This window comes from Gordonia sp. NPDC058843 (assembly GCF_042743165.1).
Classification (GTDB): domain Bacteria; phylum Actinomycetota; class Actinomycetes; order Mycobacteriales; family Mycobacteriaceae; genus Gordonia.
The window spans coordinates 61,565-87,873 of sequence record NZ_JBHYNC010000015.1; the positions used below are offsets into that span (position 1 = coordinate 61,565).

Consider the following 26,309-nt stretch of genomic DNA (forward strand, 5'->3'; position numbering starts at 1 on the left):
GTGAGTACCGTCGTATGTCGGGTCACATATTCGCCGGGCACGTTTTGGGAAGGGTTCACCATGGCGGTCATCGCAGACACCACTGGCATCAACAACATCGGCATGCTCGGCATCGGCGCGTACCGCCCCGAACGCGTCGTCACCAACGAGGAGATCTGTCAGAACATCGACTCCTCCGACGAGTGGATCTACACGCGCACGGGCATCAAGACCCGTCGGTTCGCCCGTCGCGACGAGAGCGTCATGGAGATGTCGGTCAACGCCGGACGCAAGGCGATCGCCAACGCGCTGCTGCAGGGCTCCGACATCGACGCCGTCATCCTCGCCACGAACACCCACCTGCTGCTGACCCCGGCCGGCGCCACCAAGGTCGCCACCGAACTCGGCGCCAACGGCGTGCCGGCCTTCGACGTCACCGTCGGCTGCGCCGGCTTCGGCTACGGCATGGCCCTCGCCTCCGACATGATCCGCGGCGGCAGCGCCACCCACGTGCTGGTCATCGGCGCCGAACAGCTCTCGGTGACCATGGACATGACCGACCGCACCAACTGCTTCATCTTCGGCGACGGCGCGGGCGCGGTCGTCGTCGGACCCACCGAGCAGCAGCAGCTCGGACCGGTCATCTGGGGATCGGACGGCTCCCAGTTCAATGCGATCCGCCAGGACTTCGACTGGATCACCTTCCTCGACAGCGATCGCACCAAGCGCCCGTACCTGCGTATGGAGGGAACCGCGGTGTTCCGCTGGGCCGCCTTCGAGATGGGCAAGGTCGCCCACCGCGCCCTGGAGGCCGCGAAGCTCGGCTCCGAGGACCTCGACGTCTTCGTCCCGCACCAGGCCAACGCCCGCATCAACGAACTGCTCGCCAAGAACCTCAAACTGCGCGACGACGCCGTGGTGGCCAAGGACATCGAATACACCGGCAACACCAGCGCCGCCTCGATCCCGCTCGCGATGGAAGACCTGCTGTCCACCGGTAAGGCACAACCCGGACAGACCGCGCTGCTCCTCGGCTTCGGCGCCGGACTCTCCTATGCCGCCCAGGTCGTCACCATGCCTCCGGTTCCGTTCGAGTAGGGGTGACCGCAGCTGCGGCAGTGTGATCCGCCTGGCGGACTCAGGTGCCGCAATGTGCTCTCACGCGGCGGTCAGGGCGGCCTCGATCCGTTCGACGACATAACCGGGCCGTTCGCGCAGGTCGTTCCAGGTGACGTTGAGGACGGTCCACCCCAGGGCGATGAGATCGTTGCGACGCCGGCGGTCCCGTTGAAAGGTCTTGGCGTCGCGGTGAAACGCCATCCCGTCGATTTCGACTGCCAACTTGCGGTCGGGGAACGCGATGTCGACGAAGTAGCCGCCGACGGGGTGATCGCACACCCAGCCGTCGACTCCAGCGGTGCGGAGCAGACCGAGGGCCAGCCGTTCGGCAGCCGATCGTGCTCCGGAGTCCACACCGGCCACCAGCGAGGCGATCATCGACGCACCTTCGCACCGCCGACGGCGCTCGGCGGTGGCGCGCAACTGACTGATCGATACCTTGCGCTGCAACAGCGCGGCGTCGAGCACTGCGGCATCGTCGGCGACCCCGTGCCACCACGCGGCCCCGAGACCGGACAGTGCCGCCTGGCGCCCCACGGCCGCAACCGCCAGGCGGGCGCGGGTTCGGGCCGTGTCGGGATGATCCGCAAGCGTGAACCCGCCCCGCGAGCCGGCCTGCCACACCCCCGCGGTGACCCGGCGTCGGACCGCGGATCGCGTGAGTCCGAATTCCAGGGCATCAGCCATCGTCAGCACCCCGTCACGGGCCAGAGCGCGTCGTCGAAGTCTTGGAGGAATCTGCACGATCATCAGACGCACCCCGCAGTCGGACGGTTCCGCGTCGCGACATTGCGGCAACCAGGTCCGCATAGCGGTGCACGGTGCCGCAATGTCACAGGTTGCGAGTTTGGCCGCCCCCTCGCCGCCCGGTAGCCTGGAAACTCGTGAGTTCCGAGGTGATCAGTCGCGAAGTGACGCGTCGTCGTACCTTCGCCATCATCTCCCATCCCGACGCCGGTAAGTCGACGATGACCGAGGCGTTGGCGCTGCACGCGAGGATGATCAGCGAAGCCGGTGCCGTCCACGGCAAGGCGGGCCGTAAGTCGACCGTCTCCGACTGGATGGAGATGGAGAAGGCGCGCGGCATCTCCGTCAGTTCGACCGCGCTGCAGTTCAACTACTCCGCTGCGAGCCAGGCGGACCCCGAGATCCCGAGCGTGATCAACCTCGTCGACACCCCGGGGCACGCCGACTTCTCCGAGGACACCTATCGCGTGCTGACCGCGGTCGATGCCGCGGTCATGCTGATCGACGCCGCCAAGGGACTCGAACCGCAGACGCTGAAACTGTTCCAGGTGTGCCGCCATCGGGGCATCCCGGTGATCACGGTCATCAACAAGTGGGACCGCCCGGGACAGAGCCCCCTCGAACTGATCGACGAGATCACCGAACGTATCGGCCTCACGCCGACCCCGCTGTTCGTCCCGGTCGGTATCGCGGGCGACTTCCGCGGCCTGCTCGACCGGCGCACCGGCGAATACGTGCACTTCACCCGCACCGCCGGCGGCGCCAAGATCGCGCCCGAAGAGATCATGTCCGCCGACGACGCGCAGGCTCGCGAAGGCGACGAGTGGACCTCCGCGCTCGAGGAGAGCGAGTTGCTCTCCGAGATGGGGCAGGACCACGATCAGGAACTGTTCCTCGCCGGGCAGACGTCGCCGATGATCTTCGCCTCGGCGATGCTCAATTTCGGTGTGCGACAGCTACTCGAGGTCCTGGTCGAGCTCGCTCCCCCGCCTGGGCCCCGAGCCGATGTCGACGGTACCGACCGTCCGGTGACCGATCCGTTCAGTGCGGTGGTGTTCAAGGTGCAGGCCGGCATGGACTCCAGCCATCGAGATCGCCTGGCCTACATGCGGATCGTGTCCGGCGAGTTCGAGCGCGGCATGGTCGTCACCCACGCGCAGACCGGAAAACCGTTCGCCACCAAGTACGCTCAGGCCGTCTTCGGCCGCGACCGCTCGACGGTCGACACCGCCTATCCCGGCGACGTCGTCGGACTGGTGAACGCAACCGCGCTCGCACCGGGCGACACCCTCTACGACGGTCCCAGGGTGCAGTTCCCGCCGATCCCGTCGTTCGCGCCCGAACACTTCTCGACGCTGCGCGCGACCACGGCCGACAAGTACAAGCAGTTCCGCAAGGGCATGGACCAGCTCGAGAGCGAAGGCGTGGTCCAGGTGCTGCGCAACGAGACCCGTGGTGAGGCCTCCCCCGTTCTCGCCGCCGTCGGACCGATGCAGTTCGAGGTCGTGACCGCGCGGATGAAGGCCGAGTACAACGTCGACACCATCATCGAACCGCTCGGCTACACGCTCGCGCGACGCACGGACGCCGCCAGCGCGGCCGAACTGGACCGGCAGCGCGGCGTGGAGGTCTTCACCCGCACCGACGGCGCGGTCCTCGCCCTCTTCAGTGACAAGTGGCGCCTGCAGTACATCGAGAAAGAACACCCCGACCTCACGCTCGAACCCCTTGTCGCGGCAGCGGACTGACCGGTCGATGACCGTCCGGGGTCGGCCGGCGCGCGCCGCCGTGCTGCTGTGTGCGACGGTGTCGGTCCTCGTCGCCGCCTGCGGCTCCGACGGCCCACCGCGGCCCACGCCGACCACCTCGACCCCCACGCCGACCGCGCGTCCGGTGGACCCGGCGGCCTGCACCGAGAAACCCCCCGAGGGCAGCGTCGACCGTAGCGGCCAGAACTTCGAGTTCCACCACGGCAACATCAGGGTCGCGGTCGTGAACACCCCGGCGCAATCCGGTCGCGGTCCCGCCGCCGGTGCCACCCGGGCCGACGAACCGACCTGCTACGAATTCGACCGCTGGGGACCCGCGCGCCCGGACGTACCTCCGGACTCACTGCTCTTCGTGTTCAAGGACGCCGGTGCCGGAGGCGCGCAGATCGAGTTCCTGATCAGCGAACTGACCGGTGGCCTGTTGCCGCCCGTGGGCGCGACGCGTCCCACCGTCGGACCGTTGACCAGGCCGATCAACGCCCAGATCGGTGTGTCCGTCAACGGCGTCTACCATCACTCCTCCGCCTGTCAGCTCAGCGTGAGCGGGATGTCGGGCAAACTCGCGGCGGGTACGTTCACCTGCCCGACGGCAACGCGGCTCGACGCCAATCCACTCGCCCCCGACGACGACGTCCCCTACGACCTCGACGAGTCGTCGACTCCCGGACCACCCGACGGCGCAGGCACTTCGACGAACAGCGTCGCACTGTCGGGGTGGTTCCAGCTCACACCCTGAGACGGGTGACGCGAAGCGGCTTCGACACGGCTCCTCGACCTCGACGCGCTCCTTCGTCGCCTGCTCGACCCGGCGGCTGCGCTCGGTGCCGGCGCAACCAGCGGGGGTGACCGGCTCAACCAGCGGGGGCACCGACGATCCGGGCCACCACCGCGGGGTCGACGTCATCGATCCGCGCCGGATCGAATTCGGGACTGCGATCCTTGTCGACGAGCACTGCCCGCACTCCCTCGCGGAAGTCGTGGGTCTTCGTGATCTCCTCTGCCGCATGCAGTTCCCGGTCGAAGCATTCGTCGAGCCCCGACCTCGCCCCGGCAGTGATCATCGCCGCGGTCACCCACAGGCTGGTCGGTGAGGCACCCTCGAGCAACCCGACCATCTCCTGGGCCCATTCGTCACCGACCGCGCCGCGCAAACCGCCGACGATCGCATTGATGTTGTCGTCGGCGAAGTACTCACCGATCTTCCGCAACGGCACATCGCTGGTGTCCTCGGTACCCGAGGTGGCCAGCGCGTCGGCCAGCGGTGCGCCCGAACGGATGCTGTCGGCGACCGTCGGCAGGTCTGCGGAGGAGACGAAATGCGTTGCGAGACCGACGGCCACCGCATCGATACCGCGAATACGGGCGCCGGTGAGACCGAGCCACATCCCCACGCCCTCCGGAAGTCGCGGGAGAAAATACGTCGAACCGATATCCGGGAAGAAGCCGATGGCGGTCTCGGGCATCGCGATCATCGCCCTCTCGGTGACCACCTTGATCTCGCCGTGCACGCTGATCCCGAGTCCGCCGCCCATCGCCGCCCCGTCGATGAGACTCACATAGGGCTTGGGGTAGTCGGCGACGAGTTGGTCGAGCCGGTACTCGCTGCCGAAGTACCTGCTGATCGCCGCAGCGTCGCCGTCGATGGCGTGCTCACGGATCGCCCGGATGTCGCCACCGGCGCAGAAGGCCCGCTCGCTCGCCGAGGTGACCAGGACGGTGTCAATCGAGTCGTCGTCACCCCATTCCCCGAGGGTGACGTACATGTCGTCGATCATGCTCTGGTCCAACGCATTGAGAGCCTTGGGCCGATCCAGGACGATCTCGCCTACGCCGTTGGACACCGAGGTGCGGAGAAAAGACATACCCCAACCGTAGCGGTGACCGCGGAGCGATAATCCGTTGGCAAGTCCGAACACATCCGCTACGGTGGTCACCACTCACCCGCAGACCTCTCAGGAGTGATCCACCGCGATGAAGAACTGAAGTGGCCCCGGCCCGCCGGCTCCGCCGGCGGACGTCACCGACGCCCTCGTCGGTGTACCCGACCCACTTCAGGAGTGCTCATGCCATCTTCCATCGTGCTGTCCGACGTCTCGTTCACCTGGCCCGACGGGACCGTCGTCTTCGATCACCTCGACCTCGCCCTGGGCGCTGAGACGTATGCGCTGATCGGCGCGAACGGTGCCGGCAAGTCAACACTCCTGGGCCTGATCGCCGGTCGGCTGCGTCCGGCCTCCGGAAGCATCACCGTCACGGGCGGCGCGTCGACGACCGACGTCGGCGTGGTCGCGCAGGACCCACAGGCCGATCCGTCGTCGACCGTGGCACGTTCTCTCGGTATCCACGACATCCGTTGCGCGATAGCGCGAATCGAGAACGGATCGGTCGATCCGCGCGACTTCGACGTGGTGGGTGACGACTGGGGGGTCGAGGAGCGCGCAGTCGGCCTCCTCGAGCAGATGGGCCTGCCGCGCGACCTCGATCGCATGGTCGGCGCGATGTCCGGCGGTGAGGCCACCCTGCTGGCGATCGTCGCCGCCCTCATCGCCAATCCGACGATCCTGCTTCTCGACGAACCAACCAACAATCTGGACACCGATTCCCGTGCAAGGCTTTTCAGTGCCATCGATTCGTTCGCGGGCACGGTGATCGTCGTCAGTCACGACCTCGAACTCCTCGAGCGCGTGGACGCGACAGTCGAGCTCTATCGCGGTCACGTACGACTGTTCGGCGGCCCCTACTCGCACTACCGGGAGATCGTCGACGCCGAGCAGGAAGCCGCCGAGTCCGCGGTCGCCACCGCGGCCGGCGATCTGCGCAAGCAGCGTCGGGAGATGTCCGAGGCCCTGATCAAACTCGACCGGCGGGCCCGCACGGGTGCCACCGCCGAGCGCGAGAAGCGGGTCCCGAAGATCATCGCGCACAACCGCCGGAGCGAGGCGCAGGTCTCGGCGGGCAAACTGCGCAACGCCCATCGCGACGACGTGGCCTCCGCGGCAACACGTCTCGACGAGGCCAAGGAAGACATCCGCGCCGATCGCACCGCGCGGATCGTCGTACCGACACCGGAGGTGGCCCCACGTGCCCAGATCATCGTCGACGACCGTCTCCGCATCGACGGACCCGAGCGGGTGGCCCTCGTCGGACCCAACGGCTCCGGCAAGTCCACACTGATCGCCGATGTCATCGCGCGTGAGTCCATTGTCGTGCCCTACGCGTTCGTGCCCCAGCAGATCACCTTCCCCGACACGGATGCGTCGATCGCCGACCATGTGACGACGACTCATCCGGACATCCCCACACAGGAGGTGCGGGCGCATCTCGCCCGGTTCCTGTTCCGGGGTGCCCGCGCGGATCGCGCGCTCGCCGAACTGTCGGGCGGCGAACGTCTGCGGGTGGCGGTGGCCGACGCACTTCTCGGCGACCCGACACCCAAACTGCTCATCCTCGACGAGCCGACCAACAACCTCGACCTCGACACCGTCACGCAACTCGTCGACGCGCTCGACGCGTGGACCGGGGCGCTCCTGGTCGTCTCGCACGACGCCGGGTTCCTCGACCGGATCCGGATAGGACGCCGGGTCTCACCGGCGACAACCGACCAACCCTCCACCGGGACGGAGCCCGACGTCGACGGGCAGACAGACCACTGACGAACACTTGGTGACGAAGCCGGCGCTGCACGCCGGGCGGACGCATACTCACGGGCGATGCCTCCATCAGCTCTCGCCACAACCGAACCACCGGTGGACGAACCGACCCCCGTCGTCCTCGTCCACGGCATACGGGTGAGCGGGGCGACCCTGCACCGGGTGGCCGCCGCCGTGTCGCAGACCGCCCCGGCCGGGAGGCAGGTTGCGACCCCCGACCTGCCCGGCCACGGACGGCGACGCCACGAGACGTTCACGCTGCCGGGTGCCGTCGACACCGTCCTCGCCGAGATCGACCGATTCGGCCGTCCGACGGTCGTCGCCGGCATGTCGATGGGCGGTTACGTGGCGATGGCGGTCGCCGGACGCCACCCGCAGCACGTCGCAGCCCTGGTACCCATGTGTGCCACCGCCCAACCGAGCCGCTTGCTGGCCGCGCCGTTCGAGACGTTCGGCGCGGTCACGTCATTCCTGCCACGGCAGGCCGCGGTCATCAGTCAGGCGCTCACCCGCGTGGCCGTCGGCCGGCAGGTCTCCGAGGACATGGAGATCGGCGGATTGTCCCTCGGGTCCATCGCCGACGTGGTGGCCGAGATCAAACGGTTCGACGCCCTCGCGGAGGTGAGTCGATACCCCGGCCGGACGGTCTTCGTCAACGGACGCCAGGACCAGTTCCGCGTCCACGAGCGCCGGTTCGTCGACGCGGCGCCGGATGCGACACTCACCGTCATCCCCGGTGCGAGCCACCTCTTCCCGCTGATCCAGCCCGAACTCGCGGGACGGATCGTCGGTGAGGTGGCGGCGAGTTGCGACCACACCCGCATCCTCGGGACCGAACGCGACTCATAGGTCCTACCTCAGGGTGTCTGAGCCGCACCCAGTTTGAGCGTCGAAGTCGTCTCGTGATCGGATGACTGCAGATCACTGCAACACTCGTCGCGGTGCCCTGGCGCGAACGACGCACCGATGAGGAGGCTGGATGGTCCCGATCGAGGTCACCGGCGTGCTGCAGAAACAAGCCTGGGCCGACAAGGTGTTGCCGCCGGTCGAGGAGGTCCGGCCGCAGCTGTGGTCGATCCCGGTGCCCATGGGCCCCAATCCCCTGCGATACGTCCTCGTCTACGCACTCGGACTGCCCGACGGCGGCCTCGCGCTCATCGACGCGGGCTGGCCGTCCGACGAGTCCTGGGACGTCCTCGTCGCGGGCATCCGCTCCACCGGACACGACCTCACCGACGTCCGCTCGATCGGTGTGACCCACCTGCACCCCGACCACTTCGGGCTCGTGCCGCGCCTGCTCGAGCACGTCGACGCCGAACTGTGGATGCACCGCGACGACGCCCGCCACCTACGCCACCACTCCGACGCCGAGGCGGAGAGCCAACTGAACCAGGCGCGGTCGGAACTGCGAATGCTCGGTGCACCCACCGCCGTCGCCGACGAAGGACTGGTCGGATTCATCCGGATGCCCGACGGCCGGACGGTCGACCGCGAACTGACCGGCGACGCCCCGCTCGACATCCCCGGATGGGACCTCCGCGCGATCTGGACTCCCGGCCACACTGCGGGACACCTCTGCTTCGCCGATGACACGGCGGGCGTCATCTTCACCGGCGACCACCTCCTGCCGCGGATCAGCCCGAACATCTCGACCAACCCCATGCAGACCGACAGCCCCCTCGCCGACTACTTGATCTCGCTGGCCAACACCGAGAAGATGCGCGATCACGAGGCTCTGCCGTCCCACGAGTACCGGTTCCGAAGGCTCGGCGATCGGGTCACCGGCCTGCTGGCGCATCACGAAGAACGCCTCGGCGAGATCACCGCGACCGTGGCGCGGCACCCGGAGAGCACGGCCTGGGAGATCACCCGGTTGGTGACCTGGTCACGCCCGTTCGAGGAACTGCCGCTCACCCTCAGTCGGCTCGCGCTGCGCGAGACGCACGCCCATCTGGTCGTCCTGCAGGAGCGCGGCGTTCTCGATGCCCGAGTACCCGCCGGCCCACCTGCCGACCCGTCCGTGCCGGACCCGATCCGCTGGTTCCTCACCGACGACGCCGGACAGCCCGCGCCGCAATCGATCTCCACGTCCGACGCCACCTGACATCCCGCCCCATCCCACCGACCGAGGAGTCCCCATGAGCGCAGTGCTCACCGAGTTCGCCGACGGCGTCGCCGTCATCACGATCAATCGTCCCGAAGCGAAGAACGCCGTGAACCTCGAGGTCTCGGAGGGCATCGCCGCCGCGATCGACGAGCTCGAGTCACGCGACGACCTCACCATCGGCATCCTCACCGGCGCCGGTGGCACGTTCTGCGCCGGAATGGACCTCAAGGCCTTCGCCCGCGGCGAGGTGGTGTCACTGGAGGGGCGCGGATTCGGTGGCCTCACCGAGGCACCGCCGACCAAACCACTCATCGCCGCCGTCGAAGGCTGGGCGCTGGCCGGCGGATGCGAACTCGCCCTGTCGGCCGACCTCGTCGTCGCGGCGAGCAACTCGAAGTTCGGTATCCCCGAGGTCAAGCGTGGGCTCGCCGCCGCGGCCGGCGGTCTGCTGCGTCTGCCGAAGATCCTGCCGTACCAGGTCGCGATGGAGCTCGCGCTCACCGGCGACCCGCTCACCGCCGAACGCGCCCACCAGTTCGGCCTGGTCAACCGGGTCACCGAACCCGGGGAAGCACTCGCAGGCGCACGCGAACTCGCAGCCGTCATCGCCGCCAACGGCCCCCTCGCCGTCCGCGCCACCAAGCAGGTCACGTCGATGGCCATCCGCTACACCGACCCCGAACTCATCAAGAAGCAGTGGGACTTCCTCGGCCCGGTGTTCGCCTCCGCCGACGCCAAAGAGGGCGCCATCGCCTTCGCCGAGAAGCGGGCGCCGCGATGGACCGGCAAGTGATCTCCACGGACACCGTCTTGCTTCGGCCCGCTCGCTCCGCTCCCGGCGCCGTCCTGATTCGGCCCGCTCGCTCCGCTCCCGGCGCCGGATAACATGACCGGGGTGGACCTGCACCTCGTGACCTACTTCGTCGCCGTGGTCGACCACGGCGGCATCACGAAGGCCGCCCAGTCGCTGTACATCTCACAGCCGTCGCTGTCCCAGGCCATCCGCACGCTCGAGAAGCGCCTCGGCGTCAGCTTGTTCGACCGCACCGGACGTCGCCTCGAACTCACCGAGGCCGGACGCAAGCTCGACGTCGCCGCCCGGCGCATCCTGGCCGACGTCGACCGTGCCAAGGCCAAGGTCGACGCGGTCCGCGAGCTGCGTGCCGGACGCGTCGACATCGTGACCTACGCGGCCTTCGGCGTGGACCCGGTGGTCAACGTCGTCCGCCTGTTCCGGGAACGCTTCCCGCGCTTGTCGGTGCGGGTCGTCTCGACCGACAGTCCCTCAGGAGTGCTGTCCGCGTTGCGATCCGGGGACGCCGAAATCGGCATCATGGACTCCACCGCCGAACACGCGACGTTCACGGCCATCCCGATGGCAGAGCAGGAACTGGTCGTGGCGGCCCCGGCGCCGCTCGTCGACGCCCTGCCCGATCCGATGCCGCACTCCGCGGTACGTTCGCTGCCACTCGTCATCGATCACAGTGACCCCATCACCGCAGCGCTCCTCGGTGGGCTTCTCGACGACGGCGGCAAGAACGTGGTGGTCGACTGCCAGTTGCCCTCCGCGGTGTGGAGCCTGGTCAAAAAGGGAACAGGGGCAACTGTTCTCCCGCGCACCGTGGCCGACCGCCAGTTCGCCGGCCTCCGGCGTCTCGCGCTCGACCCACCACTGCGCCGACCGTGGGGACTCGTGCTCCGCTCCGGGCTGCCCTCGCCGGCCGCACTCGCCTTCATCTCCGCAACGAAGACCCACTGCGGGATCGCCCCGGACCCCGCCGAACCACGGGATTGGTGACCCCACCATGGAGTTGCGGCAGGTCGAGTACTTCCTGGCGGTCGTCGAGAACAAGGGGATCGGTGGCGCGGCGTCGGCACTCGGTGTCGCCCAACCGACTGTCTCCCAAGCACTTCGGGCCCTGGAACGGGAACTCGGGGTACAACTGTTCCACCGTATCGGTCGCGGGATGGTCCTGTCGGCCGCCGGGCGCACGATGGTCGGACCCGCGCGGCAGATCGTGCGAGACGTGGACACCGTCGACGATCTGCTCTCGGCGTCGGAGGACGAACTCACCGGCCACCTCGACATCCTCGCCTTCGCCGCGACCGCCGCCGGACCCGTCGTCGACCTCGTCGCCCGGTTCCGGGCCGCGTATCCGCGAGTATCGGTGCGGCTCGGCGAATTACGCGACGAGACCAGGGCCGCGTCGGCCATCGAGGACGGCCACTGCGAGTTCGCCGTCGCTCACCTGCCCATCGCCGGCGACGACCTCGAGGTGATCGTGATCGGTGAACACGAACATGTGCTGGTCTATCCGCCCGACACCGAAGTACCCGACGGCCCGATTCCGCTCAACAACCTGCCGCCGATTCCCATGGTCTTCGTGCCGCGCGGATACTCGGTGGCCGACGAATTCGAGGAGGCCATCCGCGTCGGGGGCGTCCGTCCGCCGCTGGCGGTGTTGTCCGAACTCCGTGAGGAACGCCTCCCGATGGTGGAGTCCGGGATCGGCGGCACCCTGCTCGAACGATCCGTCGCGGAGTCGGCGGAGGAGCCGGTCGTGATTCGCGAGATCGAACCGAATGTCGTGCGTCCCTTCGCGATCGCTTTTCACCCGCCGTCCCTGTCGGCCGTCGGCCAGGCATTCGTCGACCTCGTTCGCGAGTCGACGGGGTGACAAGTGGAATACCGGACCCCACCGGAGCGAATCAGGTGGGGTCCGGTGAGTCTCTGGGTCAGCCGACGCGTTCGAAGATCGCCGCGAGTCCCTGACCACCGCCGATACACATCGTCTCCAGGCCGTAGCGGGCATCGCGCCGATGCAGTTCGCGCGCCAGGGAGGCCAGCATTCGGCCGCCGGTGGCGCCGACCGGGTGCCCCAGCGAGATCCCCGAACCGTTGACGTTGGTGCGATCGAAGTCGCCGCCGGCACCGAACCGGCCGAAACCCCACTCACGGGTGACCGCGAGAGCCTGCGCGGCGAACGCCTCGTTGAGCTCGATCACGTCGATGTCGGCCAACGTCAGACCCGCTTTGACGAGCGCCTTCTCGGTGGCGGGCACCGGCCCGATCCCCATCGTGCGCGGCGGTACACCGGCCAGCCCCCACGACACCAGCTTCACCAATGGACGCAGGCCCAGCTTCTCGGCGACCTCGGGTGTCGTCACGATCGCCATCGACGCGGCGTCGTTCTGTCCGCTGGCATTGCCCGCCGTCACCGTCGCGTCCGGGTCGGTCTTGCCCATGATCGGCTTCAGCTTCGACAGAGCTTCGACCGAGACATCCGGACGCGGATGCTCGTCGGTGTCGATGATCTGATCTCCGCCTCTGGAGGCCACGGTGACCGGGACGATCTCCTCGGCGAGGACCCCGTCCTTCTGGGCACGTACCGCGCGGGTGTGGGACTCGACGGCCAGTTCGTCCTGCTCGGCCCGCGAGATCTCGTACTCCTTGCGCAGGTTCTCGGCCGTCTCGATCATCCCGCCGGGCACTGGATGATTCTTGCCGCCGGCCGTCGAGCGAGCGCGAACCAGACTGTCGTGCATCGCGATACCCGTGCGGGCCCCTCCCCACCGCATGTCGACGGAGTAGAACGACGCGTTGCTCATCGACTCTGCTCCGCCCGCGACGACGAGGTCGTTGTCACCCGCAGACACCTGGTAGGCGGCCTGGATCACGGCCTGCAGCCCCGAGCCGCATCGTCGATCGATGTGCATGCCGCCCACCGTGATCGGCAATCCCGCGTCGAGCGCGATCACCCGTCCCAGCGCCGGCGCCTCGCTGTTGCCGTTGCAGTGACCGAGGATGACGTCCTCGATCCTCGCCGGGTCGAGCCCGGTCCGATCCAACATCCCTGTCAACGCGGCGACCCCGAGATCGACAGCGGTGAGGCTCTTGAACATTCCGCCGTAGCGGCCGACCGGGGTGCGTACCGGTTCGCAGATGACGACATCGCGCATGTGAGTGACCTTTCGGAGTCAGAGGAAGGGCGGGCCGGCGGAGACCGTCACATGAAGCGGCCGCCGGTCACCTCGAGGACGGTGCCCGTCATGTACGACGACATGTCCGAGGCCAGGAACAGCGCGACGCTCGCGACCTCACCGACCTCACCGGCGCGCCGCATCGGGATCTCCGCCATCTTCTGGTCCCACGCCTTCTGCGGCATCGCCTCGGTCATCGCCGATCGGATGAGACCCGGCTGGATCGCGTTGACCCGCACGCCGTGATGGGCCATCTCCTTCGCCGCGGCCTTGGTCAGGCCGACGATGCCGGCCTTGGCCGCCGAGTAGTTGGTCTGCCCGACCATACCGACCTTGCCCGACAGCGACGAGATATTCACGATCGCACCGCGTTTGGCCTCACGCATGATCGCCGCCGCCTTGCGAGTCCCGTTCCAGGTGCCCTTGAGGTGCACCGAGACAACGAGATCGAAGTCGTCCTCGGTCATCGTGCGCATCGTCGCGTCCCGCGTGATCCCGGCATTGTTCACCAGTACGTCCAGAGATCCGAACCCATCCACCGCAGCCGCGAGCAGATCGTCGACCTCGCCCGCGTCGACGACGTCGCACCTCACCGCCCGGGCGACATCGCTGCCGCCGAGCTCGTCCGCGGCAGCTTGCGCGGCGTCGAGGTCGAGGTCGCCGAGCACCACCCGTGCTCCCGCGTCGACGAAGCTGCGAGCGATCTGGAAACCGATGCCCTGTGCCCCGCCGGTGATCACGGCGGTACGTCCTTCGAGCAGCGGCTCTGCGGGGGTGCTGGGTGACATGTGTCGTCCTTCCCGGGGCGGCGACCACCGTCGGAGTCCGGTCGGTGGAGCGAAGCGGCGAGCGGCGACAGGGCGCCGCGCCGGCGTGGTTGAGTGAACCCAATCTATCGAGATCGGACCCCGTCGAACCCCTCCACGGCCATACGCAGCGGCTATCGGATCGATCCCGGTTTCGTATTGGACGGGCGAGGGCGAACGCGCAAGAGTGGCCCCATGACCGGTGTGATGCGACCAGCCACGACCTCCCAGGTGGGCGAAGAGGATTTCGCCGACATTCTCTCCGCGACGCGTGAGTTCGTCCGCGACGTGGTGGTCCCGCGTGAGCAGGAGATCCTCGACACCGACGCGATCCCGGATGACATCCGCCGAACAGCCAAGAACATGGGCCTTTTCGGGTATGCCATCCCCCAGGAGTGGGGCGGGCTCGGCCTCGATCTGACCCAGGATGTCGAACTCGCGATGGAGCTGGGATACACGTCTCTCGCACTCCGGTCGATGTTCGGCACCAACAACGGCATCGCCGGCCAGGTCCTCGTCCACTTCGGCACCGATGAGCAGAAGACCGCCTGGCTGGAGAAGATCGCGTCCGGTGAGGTGGTCGCATCGTTCGCGCTGACCGAACCCGGTGCCGGCTCCGATCCGGCCGGCCTGCGGACCAAGGCTGTCCGCGACGGCGACGACTGGGTGATCACCGGCGAGAAACGCTTCATCACCAATGCTCCCCTGGCCGATCTGTTCGTCGTGTTCGCACGAACACGACCGGCCGACGATAACGGCACCGGCATCGCGGTGTTCCTCGTCCCCGCCGACGCCGGCGGACTCAGCGTCGGCGTCAAGGACCGCAAGATGGGTCAGGAGGGTGCCTGGACCTCTGACGTCCATTTCGACGCCGTCCGCGTGCCGGAGTCTGCCCTGGTCGGCGGCAGCGAGGACGTGGGTTACAAGGCCGCGATGATGAGCCTTGCACGCGGCCGGGTCCACATCGCCGCACTCTCGGTGGGCGCCGCCCAGCGTGCACTCGACGAATCGGTCACGTGGGCCGCCACCGCGACCCAGGGCGGTACCGCCATCGGTGAGTTCCAGTTGGTGCAGGCGATGCTCGCCGACCAGCAGTCCGGTGTCATGGCCGGCCGCGCGCTGGTGCGTGAAGCCGCCCGCGCCTGGGTCGACGACACCGACCGGCGCATCGCCCCGTCGGCAGCCAAGCTGTTCTGCACCGAGATGGTAGGCAAGGTGGCCGATCTCGCCGTGCAGATCCACGGCGGCAGTGGCTACATGCGCGACGTCCCGGTCGAGCGCATCTACCGCGAGGTCCGTCTCTTGCGTCTGTACGAGGGAACGAGCGAGATCCAGCGACTCATCATCGGACGCAACCTGGTCAAGCGCGCACAGCGCTGAACCCTCGGGCGGGCGCAGGGCCGGACCTCAGGCGTTCGCCAGGCGCTCCCGCAACGCCACCTTCTGGATCTTGCCCGCCGCCGACCTGGGCAGCTCGTCGACCACGTACACATCGCGGATCTTCTTGTACGGCAACACCTGTGCGGCGACGAAGCGCGACACCGCATAAGCGTCGATGAGGTGGCCGTCCCGGGCGACGAGGAAGGCCACCGGTTCCTGCCCCACCGCACCCGCGTCACGGGCGACGACTGCCGCCTCCTCGACGTCGGGATGCGTCACCAGGATCTCCTCGAGCTCGCGCGGATACACGTTGTAGCCCTTGTAGATCAGCATGTCCTTGGCACGGTCACAGATGTAGAGGTACCCGTCGGCATCGCGGTAGGCGATGTCGCCGGTGTCGAGCCACCCGGCGACGAACTGTTCGGCGGTCTTGTCGGGATGATCGAGATAGCCATCGGTGACCTGCGGTCCGCGCACCCACAACCGGCCCCTCTCCCCCGGCGTGAGGACGACAGCCGGATCGTCGACGGCGCGGATCTCGATCTCGGTGTCGAACGTCGGCAGACCCACACTGCCGAGCCGGTATCGCCCCTCGGACGTCAGGGGTGCCGAGGACACCAGACAGGTCGCCTCGGTGAGACCGTATCCCTCCACGATCGCCGCCGCCGGGAACGCCTTCCCGAGTCTTTCGAGCGTCACATGGTCGATCGGCGCGGCGCCGGAGGACACCACCCGCACCGAGGTCAGGTCGTGTGCGGAGACGTCGGGGTGCACGGCGAGCGCGTGCCACATCGCGGGACTCCCGGTCAGATACGACGCCCGGTGCGCCTCGATGAGAGCCAGCATCCGTCCGGGCTCGAAACGGCCCGCGAACACGTGCGTGGCACCGCACAGCAGCAGAAACGACATGTTGATGAGCGCGTGCGCGTGGAACAGCGGCGACACCACCACCGTCGCCGCGTGCCCGGGCACCACTCCCGGGTTCGCCGCCGACCGGGGTGTCAGCGTGAGGAGACCGTCGGCACCCACCTCCACGGCATGTCCTGCCCGCCAGCCGATCATCTGGGTGACGTTGCCGAGCACGTTGCGATGCAACACCCGCACGCCCTTCGCCACACCCGTGGTGCCACCGGTGAAGGCGAGGTGCGCGACATCGTCGCGTGTGGTCGACACCGGCGGCGCTGCATCGCGCCCGGTGGCGAACTCCGCGAGGGAGATGGTGGCGATCCCTGCCGGCGCATCCACGGCCCCGTCCACCGTCACCACCGTTGTCAACGCCGTACCGGCGGCGGCCGCCAGGAGTCGCGCAGACTGCTCGACCTGCGTGAACCCCACCACCGCAGCGGTTTCCGCGATCTGGCGCCGCAGACCCGGTACCGGCTGCAACGGATTGACCAGGGTCACCACCGCGCCCGTGCGCAACGACCCGTAGTAGGCGACGACGAACTCGACGCTGTTGGTCAGGTACAGCAGGACCACATCGCGATCATTCACCCCCGCCGCGCGCAGAGCCGACGCCACCGCGGCAGACCGTGCGTCGAGCCCGGCGAACGTGAGCGTCGTGTCCCCGTCCACGACGGCCGCGCGGTCGCCGTAGAGGGCGGCCATACTCGCCGGGAGTACCGCCATCGTGGCGTCGGGATAACTGAGGGCGGTGGGAGCCGGGGCGGACATCGCGATGAATCCTCTCGAGAGGCGTTGTGAGAGTGGCAGATCGTACCGGGGATTTCGGCTACCGCGGGGCCATTCGGATCGCACCGTCGAGGCGGATGGTCTCACCGTTGAGGTACGTGTTCTCCAGGATCGACGCGGCGAGGTGTCCGAACTCCTCCGGCCTGCCGAGTCGTGCCGGGTTGGGGATACTCGACGCGAGCGCGTCCCGCACATCGTCGCGCAGACGGGCCAGCAACGGGGTGTCCATCGTGCCCGGTGCGATGGTGTTGACCCGAATGAGCTTGCTGGCCAGGTCACGAGCGGCGACGAGGGTCATCCCGACAATGCCCGCCTTCGACGCCGAGTAGTTGATCTGCCCGATCTGCCCCTCGAAGGCGGCGACCGACGCGGTCATGATGATCGCGCCGCGCTCGCCCTCGATGGGTTCGAGTCGCGCGATGCGTTCCGCGCCGAGCGAGAGTGCGTGGAACGAGCCCACCAGGTTGAGCTTGATGACGAACTCGAAGTCCTCCGCCGACCCCGCGTTGCCCCCCTTGTCGAGGATGCGCATCCGACGGCCGGCCCCGGCACAGTGCACGAGCGCCCGCAAACCCCCGCGGTCGTCGGCGACATCGAGTGCGGCGGCGAACTGTTCGCGATCGGTGATGTCGGCGGCGGCGAACGACGCCGCGGTGCCCAGTCCGTCGGCCACGGCCTGCCCGTCCGAGGTCGGCAGATCGATCAGGGTGACCAGGCCGCCGGCGTCGATGACGCGTTGGGCCGTCGCCAGCCCGAGGCCGGATGCACCACCGGTGATCGCGACCGAGATTCCTTTGAGTTCCATTGCCGTTCAATACCTTTCGAAGTGACGTCGTCTTGTTGTTCGAGGATCGAGCGAGCCCAGCCCCGCCCCCCGAGGAGCGAGCTTGCGAGCCCAATCCCGCTCCCTGAAGAGCGAGCTTGCGAGCCCAACCCCGCTCCCTAATCCGAAAGAGGCGACCAACCCCTGCTCCCTGAGGAGCGCCCGGAGCTTGCGGAGGGCGCGTCACGAAGGGTCTACCGAGACACCTTGGGAGGCCCTTCGAGGCTCGTCGCTTGCGCTCCTCGCACCTCAGGGAGCAGGGGTTATGCGGTTCTTTCGGATTAGGAGCAGAGCGGTCGTCGCTTTCGCTCCTCGCACCTCAGCGTCTGCGGCCTGGCGGTCGTCGTGCACCACGAAAGCCCCCCTCTGCTCCCTGAGGTGCGAGCGAAGCGAGCCACGAAGGGTCTCGCAACGTGTCTCACCAGGCCCTTCGAGGCTCGTCGCTTGCGCTCCTCGCACCTCAGGGAGCAGGGGTTATGCGGTTTTTTCGGATTAGGGAGCAGGGGTTATGCGGTTCTTTCGGATTGGGGACCAGGGGTTATGCGGTTCTCTCGGATTAGGGAGCAGGAATTATGCGCTACTTTCGGATTGGGGAGCAGAGGAGCGGCTCAGGACGCACGCGCCGGGGCCGTCACCTCGATGAACCGAGCGGCGATGTCGATGGCCGACCGCGCCTCGGGCGACAAGCGGGGGATCAGCTGGAAGACGTGCCCCTGGTCGGGCCAGGCCTGGATCACCGCAACCCCTCCGGCGCCGGTGATCTCGTCGTGCGTGGCCCGGGCGTCGGCGCCCATCACCTCGCGTGCTCCGTACTGGATGAGCGTCTTCGGCAGTGCCATGTCCGGGGTGAGGCGGACGCGCATCCGGGGATGGTCGGGGTCAGCGGTCCGGGTGTAGAGCCGCAGGATCTTGCGGGCGGGGACCGCGTCGATGATCGGGTCGCGCACCCCGGTGCGCTGATTGCGCACGGCCAGTTCGAAAGTCGGGTCGTAGAGCGGGGAGAACAGCACCATCGACCCCGGTTGTGGAGTACCCGCCGCGTGATTGACGGCGAGCAGATCGAGCGCGAGGTGCCCGCCGGCGGAATCGCCTGCGATCACGATGTCCTCGGCGCGATAGCCCTGGGACAGCAACCACCGATAGCCGCGGATGGTGTCGTTGCCCGCGCACGGCCAGGCGTGTTCGGGGGCGAGCCGGTAGTCGAGGCTGAACGCGGGTAGGCCGGTCCGGTTACCGAGCCTCCCGACCAGGCCCCGGTGCGTTCGCGGCGAGCACACGACATACCCGCTCCCGTGCAGGTAGTAGATGATCCGGGAGCCGGCGACCGGTGCGGACGCGTGCCGGCCGGTCACCCATTCGCCGCGGACCTGACCGCCGCGGAAGCTCTCCCGCACGAGCTCCACGCGGGTGTTGGCCGGGGGTGGGTTCAGCCGCTCGATGGTCCGGTTCAGAGCCGGGCGCGTCCGCTGGATCATCTGCGCGGTGACACGGGGATGACTCACCCCGGCCGCTGCCATCATCGGCCAGGTGACGCGGGCCAGGTAGGCGTTGACCGCCCGGGACCGCCGCGAACCGTGCGGGTCCACACCGAGGCGTCCGAAGGGCTCCTCGACCACGGGTTCGGAAGCGGGTTCATCCGCCGGCACAGTGACACTCATCACCCGACGGTAGATGCTCGGCGTCGTCCGGGTGTGAGATCGCCCGGGGCGAGATCGGGCCGCTATCCGTTCGGGACCGGAATGTTCGTCTGATGCCCGACGGAATGGGTGCCGCAGGCGTCTTCGGGACGGTTGCCGGGGGAGGCCCCGAAACGCCCGATTCCCGTCTGACGTGCACCTGCGGTGCCGTTGTGGTAGCCGGATTTCGAGAGTCGGCCCTTCACGTGGAAAAATGACTCACAATGCTCATACGGCTGCCCGGGGGCGCTCTGGCGTGCTGCGCGCGGTAGCTGCGATGAGCAGGGTGGTTCGGGTCCCGACGATGCGGCCCGAAGGGACCGTCAGCAACGGCGCTGACCGGGACTCACCGCCGCTGTGATCGTCGGCTCTGCCCAGGTCAGCCCCGATGCGGGTGGATGACGACGACGCCGGGGACATCGAGGTCCGCGGCCCGACACGGCCGGTGTGGCCCCAGACATTGACGACGGGTAGTGCGTGCACCCCGCGCGCGCAAAGTGAGGCGAACTATGAAGCAGGCTCCGGGACCGGTGGGTCTCTACGACCCACGCAACGAGCACGACTCGTGTGGCGTGGCGTTTGTCGTGGACATGCACGGGCGGCGCAGTCGCGACATCGTCGACAAGGCGATCATGGCGCTGGTGAATCTCGAGCACCGCGGCGCCGCGGGCGCCGAGCCGAACACCGGCGACGGTGCGGGCATCATGATCCAGGTCCCCGACCGTTTCCTGCGGGAGACCGTGGACTTCGAGTTGCCCGCGGAGGGCAGCTACGCGACCGGTATCGCCTTCCTGCCCCAGGGCTCGGAAGACGCTCGTCTCGCCTGCGAGGGCGTGGAGAAGGTCATCGAGGCCGAGGGCCTGACCCTGCTCGGGTGGCGCGAGGTGCCCACCAACGAGAACTCGCTCGGAGCGCTCGCGCGTGACGCCATGCCGACCTTCCGTCAGGTGTTCGTCGGCGGTGCCGAGGGCATGGAGCTGGAGCGTCGCGCCTACGTCGTGCGCAAGCGCGTCCAGTACGAGCTCGGTAACAAGGGTGCAGGCGCCGATGGACCGGGCCGCGAGACCGTGTACTTCCCGAGCCTGTCCGGCCGCACCTTCGTCTACAAGGGCATGCTGACGACCCCGCAGTTGCGGGAGTTCTACGTCGACCTGCAGGACTCGCGGGTCGAGAGCTCGCTCGGTCTGGTGCACTCGCGCTTCTCCACCAACACCTTCCCGTCGTGGCCGCTGGCGCACCCGTTCCGCCGCGTCGCCCACAACGGCGAGATCAACACCGTCACCGGCAACGAGAACTGGATGCGCGCCCGCGAGGCGCTCATCGACACCGAGGCATTCGGTGCCGACGCGGCGTCGAAGATCTTCCCGATCTGTACACCGGGCGCCTCGGACACCGCGCGCTTCGACGAGGTGCTCGAGCTGCTCCACCTCGGCGGACGCAGCCTCCCGCACGCCGTTCTCATGATGATTCCCGAGGCATGGGAGCGTCACGAGTCGATGAAGCCCGAGCATCGGGCGTTCTACCGCTACCACTCCGCGCTGATGGAGCCGTGGGACGGGCCGGCGTCGGTCTGCTTCACCGACGGCACCGTTGTGGGCGCCGTGCTCGACCGGAACGGCTTGCGCCCCAGCCGTATCTGGGTCACCAAGGACGGACTGGTCGTCATGGCCTCCGAGGTCGGCGTGCTCGACATCGACCACTCCGACGTGGTGCAGAAAATGCGCCTGCAGCCCGGCCGTATGTTCCTCGTCGACACCGCCGCCGGTCGCATCGTCGACGACGAGGAGATCAAGGACGAGCTCGCCGCCGAGCACCCGTACGGGGAATGGCTCGAGCAGGGACTCGTCCCGGTCGACGACATCGAGGCGCCGCCGCACCAGCACATGCCGCACGACCGGGTCGCGCTGCGCCAGCAGGTGTTCGGTTACACCCGTGAGGAACTCGACCTTCTCGTCGCGCCGATGGCGAAGACGGGTGCCGAGGCACTCGGGTCGATGGGTACCGACACCCCGATCGCGGTGCTGTCCAAGCGTCCGCGCATGCTGTTCGACTACTTCCAGCAGCTGTTCGCCCAGGTGACCAACCCGCCGCTCGACGCGATCCGCGAAGAGATCGTCACGAGCGTCGGTGGCACCATCGGTACCGAGGCCGACCTGCTCAACCCCGGCCCCGAGTCGTGCCGCCAGATCGAGCTGCCCTCGCCGGTGCTCGACAACGACACGCTCGCGAAGCTGGTGGAGATCAACAGCAACGACGCGCTGCCCGGTTTCCGCAGCGTCCACATCCACGGTCTGTACCCGGTGGCCGAGGGCGGCGCCGGGCTGCGCACCGCACTCGACGAGGTGCGCGCGAAGGTGAGCGCCGCGATCGACGACGGCGTGAACCTGGTGATCCTGTCCGACCGCGAGTCCGACGAGACCTACGCACCCATCCCGTCGCTGCTGCTGACGGCTGCGGTGCACCACCACCTGGTGCGTGAGCGCAAGCGCACGCAGGCCGGCCTGATCGTCGAGTCCGGCGACTGCCGCGAGGTCCACCACGTCGCCGCACTCGTCGGTTTCGGTGCGGCAGCGGTGAACCCGTACATGGCCTTCGAGTCGATCGAGGACATGACCGAGCGCGGCGTGCTCGGCAACGTCGACTTCGCCACCGCGCAGAAGAACTACATCAAGGCCGCCAGCAAGGGCGTGCTGAAGGTGATGAGCAAGATGGGCATCTCGACCCTCGCCTCGTACACCGGTGCGCAGCTCTTCCAGGTCATCGGTGTCTCGCAGGAGACGGTGGACGAGTTCTTCACCGGCCTCAACAGTCAGCTCGACGGCATCGGTCTCGACGAGATCGCCGCCGACGTCGCGACGCGCCACGCTCTCGCGTTCTCCGATCGTCCGTCCGAGCGCGCGCACCGCGAGCTCGAGGTCGGCGGCGAGTACCAGTGGCGCCGCGAGGGTGAGTACCACCTGTTCAACCCGGACACCGTCTTCAAGCTCCAGCACTCCACGCGCACCGGCCAGTACAAGGTGTTCAAGGAGTACACGAAGCTGGTGGACGACCAGTCCCGCCAGATGGCTTCGCTGCGTGGCCTGTTCGACTTCAACTTCGGCGATCGCGACCCGATCCCGATCGACAAGGTCGAACCGGCCCGCGAGATCGTCAAGCGGTTCTCCACGGGCGCGATGAGCTTCGGCTCGATCTCCGCGGAGGCCCACGAGACCCTCGCGATCGCCATGAACCGGCTCGGCGGTCGCTCGAACTCCGGTGAGGGCGGCGAGGATCCGCGTCGCTTCACCCACGACGAGAACGGCGACTGGCGACGCAGCGCGATCAAGCAGGTCGCGTCGGGCCGCTTCGGTGTCACCTCGCACTACCTGAGCAACTGCACCGACATCCAGATCAAGATGGCGCAGGGTGCCAAGCCCGGTGAGGGCGGGCAGCTGCCGCCGCACAAGGTGTACCCGTGGGTTGCCGAGGTGCGTGGCTCGACGCCGGGTGTGGGTCTGATCTCGCCGCCGCCGCACCACGACATCTATTCGATCGAGGATCTCGCGCAACTGATCCACGATCTGAAGAACGCCAACCCGCAGGCCCGCATCCACGTGAAGCTGGTCTCCGAGGTGGGCGTCGGTACCGTCGCCGCCGGTGTCTCGAAGGCACACGCCGACGTGGTCCTGATCTCCGGGCACGACGGCGGTACCGGTGCCACCCCGCTGACCTCGGTGAAGCACGCTGGCGCACCCTGGGAGATCGGCCTGGCCGAGACCCAGCAGACCCTGCTGCTCAACGGACTTCGCGACCGCATCGTCGTGCAGGTCGACGGCCAGCTCAAGACCGGTCGCGACGTGGTCGTCGCCGCCCTGCTGGGCGGCGAGGAGTTCGGTTTCGCGACGGCACCTCTCGTTGTCGCCGGTTGCATCATGATGCGCGTGTGCCACCTCGACACCTGTCCGGTGGGCGTGGCCACCCAGAATCCGTTGCTGCGTGAGCGTTTCGCCGGCAAGCCGGAGTTCGTCGAGAACTTCTTCCTGTACATCGCCGAAGAGGTCCGGGAACTGTTGGCCCGCCTCGGCTTCCGCACCCTGCAGGAAGCGGTCGGTCACGTCGAGGCACTCGACACGACCAAGGCACTGGCGCACTGGAAGTCGGAGAAGGCGGGCAAGCTCGACCTGTCGTCGATCCTGGCGATGCCGGAGTCCCCGTTCATGAACCAGGACCTGTACTGCTCCGGCGTTCAGGACCACGGCCTGGACAAGGCGCTCGACCAGCAGCTCATCGCCCAGAGCCGTGAGGCGATCGACCACGGTACCCGGGTGTCGTTCACCTCGAAGATCACCAACGTCAACCGCACTGTCGGCACGATGCTGGGCCACGAGGTCACCAAGGCCTATGGGGCACAGGGTCTTCCCGACGGGACGGTCATCGTCGACTTCACCGGTTCGGCCGGCAACAGCTTCGGCGCCTTCGTTCCCAAGGGCATCACGCTGCGCCTCGAGGGCGACGCCAACGACTTCGTCGGCAAGGGTCTCTCGGGCGGTCGTCTGGTGGTCCGGCCGGCTCGCAACGCGCCCGACGACTTCGTCGCCGAGCAGAACATCATCGCGGGCAACGTGATCGGCTTCGGTGCCACCGCAGGCAAGATCTTCCTGCGCGGCATCGTGGGCGAGCGTTTCTGCGTGCGCAACTCGGGTGTGACCGCGGTCGTCGAGGGTGTGGGTGATCACGGTTGTGAGTACATGACCGGCGGTCGCGTCGTCGTCCTCGGTGAGACCGGTCGCAACTTCGCGGCGGGGATGTCCGGCGGCATGGCGTTCGTCTTCGACCCAGAGGGCAAGCTGGCCGACAACCTCAACACCGAACTCGTCGACCTCGAGCCGCTGGAGGACGAGGACATCGAGTTCCTCGCCACCGTCATCGACGAGCATCGGGCCGAGACCGAATCCCCGGTCGCCGCCGCGCTCCTCGACGACTGGGACACCGCACAGACCAAGTTCGCCAAGGTCATGCCGCGCGACTACAAGCGCGTGTTGCTGGCCATCTCCGACGCGGAGAAGAGCGGACGAGACGTGAACGAAGCGATCATGGAGGCCGCACGTGGCTGACCCCAGAGGATTCCTCAAGCACCCCGAGCGGGAACTGCCCGACCGCCGCCCGGTGGAGCTGCGTCTGCTGGACTGGAAAGAGGTCTACAACGACTTCGACAAGGGCCATCTGAAGACGCAGGCGAGCCGCTGCATGGACTGCGGTATCCCGTTCTGCCACAACGGCTGCCCGCTGGGGAACCTGATCCCCGAGTGGAACGACCTGGTCTACAAGGACCAGTGGCGCGACGGCATCGAGCGTCTGCACGCGACGAACAACTTCCCGGAGTTCACCGGCCGTCTGTGCCCGGCTCCGTGCGAGGCGTCGTGCGTGCTGGGGATCAACCAGCCGCCGGTCACCATCAAGCAGGTCGAGGTCGAGATCATCGACAACGCCTTCGACAACGGCTGGGTCACCCCGGTCCTGCCGTCGGAGAAGACCGGCAAGTCGGTGGCCGTCGTGGGTTCCGGTCCCGCGGGACTCGCTGCCGCGCAGCAACTCACGCGTGCCGGGCACGACGTGACGCTGTTCGAGCGGGCCGATCGCATCGGTGGTCTGCTCCGCTACGGCATCCCCGAGTTCAAGATGGAGAAGCGCCACATCGACCGTCGTCTGGCGCAGATGGAGGCCGAGGGCACCGTCTTCCGCACCGGCGTGAACGTGGGTGTCGACGTGACCGTCGACCAGCTCCGCGCCGACTTCGACGCGGTGATCCTCGCCAACGGTTCGACGATCGCCCGCGACCTGCCGATCCCCGGGCGTGAGCTCGACGGCATCCACCAGGCCATGGAGTTCCTGCCGCAGGCCAACCGCGTGCAGCTCGGCGACAGCGTCGAGGGTCAGATCTCGGCCAAGGGCAAGAAGGTCATCATCATCGGCGGCGGTGACACCGGCGCCGACTGCCTGGGCACCTCCTTGCGCCAGGGCGCCGAGATCGTCCACCAGTTCGAGATCATGCCGAAGCCACCGATCGAGCGTGCCGAGTCGACCCCGTGGCCGACCTACCCGCTGATGTATCGCGTGTCGTCGGCTCACGAAGAGGGCGGCGAGCGCGTCTTCTCGGTCAACACCGAACAGTTCGTCGGCGAGGACGGCAAGGTCACCGGCCTCAGGGCCCACGAGGTCGAGATGCGCGACGGACGTTTCGAGAAGGTCGAGGGTTCGGACTTCGAGCTCGAGGCCGACCTCGTGCTGCTCGCCATGGGCTTCGTCGGTCCCGAGCGCGACGACCTCCTCGACAAGATCGGCGTCGAATACGATCCCCGCGGGAACGTGAAGCGTGACAACAACTTCGCCGCCGTGGGGCAGCCGGGTGTCTTCGTCGCCGGTGACGCCGGGCGCGGACAGTCGCTCATCGTGTGGGCCATCGCGGAGGGCCGGTCGGCCGCCGCGGCCGCCGACGCGTTCCTCACCGGGGCGTCGGACCTGCCCGCACCGATCGTGCCCACCCAGGTCGCGCAGCGCTGACACTCTGCCGAATCCACAGCCCGAAGCCGCGGTGAGCGCG

At 68.0% G+C, this 26,309-nt stretch carries 19 protein-coding genes; 12 read left to right on the forward strand and 7 right to left on the reverse strand.

Features of this window, described 5'->3' with window-relative positions; genetic code table 11:
• Nucleotides 1-60 precede the first annotated feature (60 nt).
• Entirely contained in the window at nucleotides 61-1,077 is a 1,017-nt protein-coding gene (locus ACFW3F_RS12510; RefSeq protein WP_388057705.1) for a beta-ketoacyl-ACP synthase III, read from the forward strand.
• A gap of 60 nt (nucleotides 1,078-1,137) precedes the next feature.
• On the opposite strand, the gene ACFW3F_RS12515 is transcribed toward ACFW3F_RS12510, so the two are convergent.
• On the reverse strand, nucleotides 1,138-1,785 hold the full coding sequence (locus ACFW3F_RS12515; protein ID WP_388057707.1) for an endonuclease domain-containing protein: 648 nt from the start codon (nucleotides 1,783-1,785) through the stop codon (nucleotides 1,138-1,140).
• Nucleotides 1,786-1,982: 197 nt separating this feature from the next.
• Here ACFW3F_RS12515 and ACFW3F_RS12520 point away from each other — a divergent pair, with 197 nt between their 5' ends.
• Together ACFW3F_RS12520 and ACFW3F_RS12525 are read left to right on the forward strand one after the other, a co-directional pair.
• On the forward strand, nucleotides 1,983-3,593 hold the full coding sequence (locus ACFW3F_RS12520) for a peptide chain release factor 3 (RefSeq protein ID WP_388057709.1): 1,611 nt from the start codon (nucleotides 1,983-1,985) through the stop codon (nucleotides 3,591-3,593).
• 7 nt (nucleotides 3,594-3,600) lie between these two features.
• Complete coding sequence (locus ACFW3F_RS12525) at nucleotides 3,601-4,350, forward strand: hypothetical protein (protein WP_388057711.1); 750 nt, start codon at nucleotides 3,601-3,603, stop codon at nucleotides 4,348-4,350.
• A 115-nt stretch (nucleotides 4,351-4,465) separates the two neighbouring features.
• On the opposite strand, the gene ACFW3F_RS12530 is transcribed toward ACFW3F_RS12525, so the two are convergent.
• Nucleotides 4,466-5,476 (reverse strand): enoyl-CoA hydratase/isomerase family protein, encoded by a 1,011-nt coding sequence (locus tag ACFW3F_RS12530; protein WP_388057713.1) that lies wholly within the window; start codon nucleotides 5,474-5,476, stop codon nucleotides 4,466-4,468.
• A gap of 201 nt (nucleotides 5,477-5,677) precedes the next feature.
• Here ACFW3F_RS12530 and ACFW3F_RS12535 point away from each other — a divergent pair, with 201 nt between their 5' ends.
• The 6 genes from ACFW3F_RS12535 to ACFW3F_RS12560 all read left to right on the forward strand — a co-directional run bounded on the left by ACFW3F_RS12535 (nucleotide 5,678) and on the right by ACFW3F_RS12560 (nucleotide 12,049).
• Nucleotides 5,678-7,267, forward strand: coding sequence for an ABC-F family ATP-binding cassette domain-containing protein (locus tag ACFW3F_RS12535; RefSeq protein ID WP_388057715.1), 1,590 nt, complete (start codon nucleotides 5,678-5,680; stop codon nucleotides 7,265-7,267).
• Nucleotides 7,268-7,324: 57 nt separating this feature from the next.
• The gene (locus ACFW3F_RS12540) at nucleotides 7,325-8,113 is read left to right on the forward strand and encodes an alpha/beta fold hydrolase (RefSeq protein ID WP_388057717.1); all 789 of its coding nucleotides are present in this window, start codon (nucleotides 7,325-7,327) and stop codon (nucleotides 8,111-8,113) included.
• Nucleotides 8,114-8,243: 130 nt separating this feature from the next.
• On the forward strand, nucleotides 8,244-9,368 hold the full coding sequence (locus ACFW3F_RS12545) for an MBL fold metallo-hydrolase (protein ID WP_388057719.1): 1,125 nt from the start codon (nucleotides 8,244-8,246) through the stop codon (nucleotides 9,366-9,368).
• A 34-nt stretch (nucleotides 9,369-9,402) separates the two neighbouring features.
• Nucleotides 9,403-10,164: a crotonase/enoyl-CoA hydratase family protein gene (locus tag ACFW3F_RS12550; protein ID WP_388057720.1), complete on the forward strand. Its 762-nt coding sequence runs from the start codon at nucleotides 9,403-9,405 to the stop codon at nucleotides 10,162-10,164.
• Nucleotides 10,165-10,266: 102 nt separating this feature from the next.
• Nucleotides 10,267-11,169: a LysR family transcriptional regulator gene (locus tag ACFW3F_RS12555; RefSeq protein WP_388057722.1), complete on the forward strand. Its 903-nt coding sequence runs from the start codon at nucleotides 10,267-10,269 to the stop codon at nucleotides 11,167-11,169.
• Between the two features lie 7 nt (nucleotides 11,170-11,176).
• Nucleotides 11,177-12,049 carry a LysR family transcriptional regulator gene (locus ACFW3F_RS12560; RefSeq protein ID WP_388057724.1) on the forward strand — a complete coding sequence of 291 codons (873 nt, stop codon included), beginning with the start codon at nucleotides 11,177-11,179 and terminating at the stop codon, nucleotides 12,047-12,049.
• Between the two features lie 58 nt (nucleotides 12,050-12,107).
• On the opposite strand, the gene ACFW3F_RS12565 is transcribed toward ACFW3F_RS12560, so the two are convergent.
• Nucleotides 12,108-13,331, reverse strand: coding sequence for an acetyl-CoA C-acetyltransferase (locus tag ACFW3F_RS12565; RefSeq protein ID WP_388057726.1), 1,224 nt, complete (start codon nucleotides 13,329-13,331; stop codon nucleotides 12,108-12,110).
• Nucleotides 13,332-13,378: 47 nt separating this feature from the next.
• Nucleotides 13,379-14,140: a 3-oxoacyl-ACP reductase FabG gene (gene fabG, locus ACFW3F_RS12570; RefSeq protein WP_388057728.1), complete on the reverse strand. Its 762-nt coding sequence runs from the start codon at nucleotides 14,138-14,140 to the stop codon at nucleotides 13,379-13,381.
• 213 nt (nucleotides 14,141-14,353) lie between these two features.
• Here fabG and ACFW3F_RS12575 point away from each other — a divergent pair, with 213 nt between their 5' ends.
• Nucleotides 14,354-15,538, forward strand: a complete 1,185-nt coding sequence (locus tag ACFW3F_RS12575) for an acyl-CoA dehydrogenase family protein (RefSeq protein ID WP_388057730.1) — start codon at nucleotides 14,354-14,356, stop codon at nucleotides 15,536-15,538.
• Nucleotides 15,539-15,565: 27 nt separating this feature from the next.
• Here ACFW3F_RS12575 and ACFW3F_RS12580 read toward each other — a convergent pair whose 3' ends face one another.
• The 3 genes from ACFW3F_RS12580 to ACFW3F_RS12590 all read right to left on the reverse strand — a co-directional run bounded on the left by ACFW3F_RS12580 (nucleotide 15,566) and on the right by ACFW3F_RS12590 (nucleotide 19,711).
• The gene (locus tag ACFW3F_RS12580; RefSeq protein WP_388057732.1) at nucleotides 15,566-17,212 is read right to left on the reverse strand and encodes a class I adenylate-forming enzyme family protein; all 1,647 of its coding nucleotides are present in this window, start codon (nucleotides 17,210-17,212) and stop codon (nucleotides 15,566-15,568) included.
• 58 nt (nucleotides 17,213-17,270) lie between these two features.
• Nucleotides 17,271-18,035, reverse strand: a complete 765-nt coding sequence (locus ACFW3F_RS12585; protein ID WP_388057734.1) for an SDR family NAD(P)-dependent oxidoreductase — start codon at nucleotides 18,033-18,035, stop codon at nucleotides 17,271-17,273.
• Between the two features lie 626 nt (nucleotides 18,036-18,661).
• On the reverse strand, nucleotides 18,662-19,711 hold the full coding sequence (locus ACFW3F_RS12590) for an alpha/beta hydrolase (protein ID WP_388057736.1): 1,050 nt from the start codon (nucleotides 19,709-19,711) through the stop codon (nucleotides 18,662-18,664).
• A gap of 527 nt (nucleotides 19,712-20,238) precedes the next feature.
• Here ACFW3F_RS12590 and gltB point away from each other — a divergent pair.
• Both gltB and ACFW3F_RS12600 read left to right on the forward strand, forming a co-directional pair.
• Nucleotides 20,239-24,822, forward strand: a complete 4,584-nt coding sequence (gene gltB, locus ACFW3F_RS12595) for a glutamate synthase large subunit (RefSeq protein WP_388057738.1) — start codon at nucleotides 20,239-20,241, stop codon at nucleotides 24,820-24,822.
• Complete coding sequence (locus tag ACFW3F_RS12600; protein WP_388057740.1) at nucleotides 24,815-26,269, forward strand: glutamate synthase subunit beta; 1,455 nt, start codon at nucleotides 24,815-24,817, stop codon at nucleotides 26,267-26,269. Before gltB ends, ACFW3F_RS12600 begins: the two co-directional genes overlap by 8 nt.
• Nucleotides 26,270-26,309 lie beyond the last annotated feature (40 nt).

Bases quoted from the DNA above. Each gene is read 5' to 3' on its own strand.
- ACFW3F_RS12545 (WP_388057719.1), top strand. From the start codon at position 8,244: ATGGTCCCGATCGAGGTCACCGGCGTGCTGCAGAAACAAGCCTGGGCC.
- ACFW3F_RS12525 (WP_388057711.1), top strand. From the start codon at position 3,601: ATGACCGTCCGGGGTCGGCCGGCGCGCGCCGCCGTGCTGCTGTGTGCG.
- ACFW3F_RS12530 (WP_388057713.1), bottom strand. From the start codon at position 5,476: ATGTCTTTTCTCCGCACCTCGGTGTCCAACGGCGTAGGCGAGATCGTC.
- ACFW3F_RS12560 (WP_388057724.1), top strand. From the start codon at position 11,177: ATGGAGTTGCGGCAGGTCGAGTACTTCCTGGCGGTCGTCGAGAACAAG.
- ACFW3F_RS12575 (WP_388057730.1), top strand. From the start codon at position 14,354: ATGACCGGTGTGATGCGACCAGCCACGACCTCCCAGGTGGGCGAAGAG.
- ACFW3F_RS12540 (WP_388057717.1), top strand. From the start codon at position 7,325: ATGCCTCCATCAGCTCTCGCCACAACCGAACCACCGGTGGACGAACCG.
- ACFW3F_RS12535 (WP_388057715.1), top strand. From the start codon at position 5,678: ATGCCATCTTCCATCGTGCTGTCCGACGTCTCGTTCACCTGGCCCGAC.
- ACFW3F_RS12510 (WP_388057705.1), top strand. From the start codon at position 61: ATGGCGGTCATCGCAGACACCACTGGCATCAACAACATCGGCATGCTC.
- ACFW3F_RS12580 (WP_388057732.1), bottom strand. From the start codon at position 17,212: ATGTCCGCCCCGGCTCCCACCGCCCTCAGTTATCCCGACGCCACGATG.
- ACFW3F_RS12590 (WP_388057736.1), bottom strand. From the start codon at position 19,711: ATGAGTGTCACTGTGCCGGCGGATGAACCCGCTTCCGAACCCGTGGTC.
- ACFW3F_RS12585 (WP_388057734.1), bottom strand. From the start codon at position 18,035: ATGGAACTCAAAGGAATCTCGGTCGCGATCACCGGTGGTGCATCCGGC.
- fabG (WP_388057728.1), bottom strand. From the start codon at position 14,140: ATGTCACCCAGCACCCCCGCAGAGCCGCTGCTCGAAGGACGTACCGCC.
- ACFW3F_RS12565 (WP_388057726.1), bottom strand. From the start codon at position 13,331: ATGCGCGATGTCGTCATCTGCGAACCGGTACGCACCCCGGTCGGCCGC.
- ACFW3F_RS12515 (WP_388057707.1), bottom strand. From the start codon at position 1,785: ATGGCTGATGCCCTGGAATTCGGACTCACGCGATCCGCGGTCCGACGC.
- ACFW3F_RS12550 (WP_388057720.1), top strand. From the start codon at position 9,403: ATGAGCGCAGTGCTCACCGAGTTCGCCGACGGCGTCGCCGTCATCACG.
- gltB (WP_388057738.1), top strand. From the start codon at position 20,239: ATGAAGCAGGCTCCGGGACCGGTGGGTCTCTACGACCCACGCAACGAG.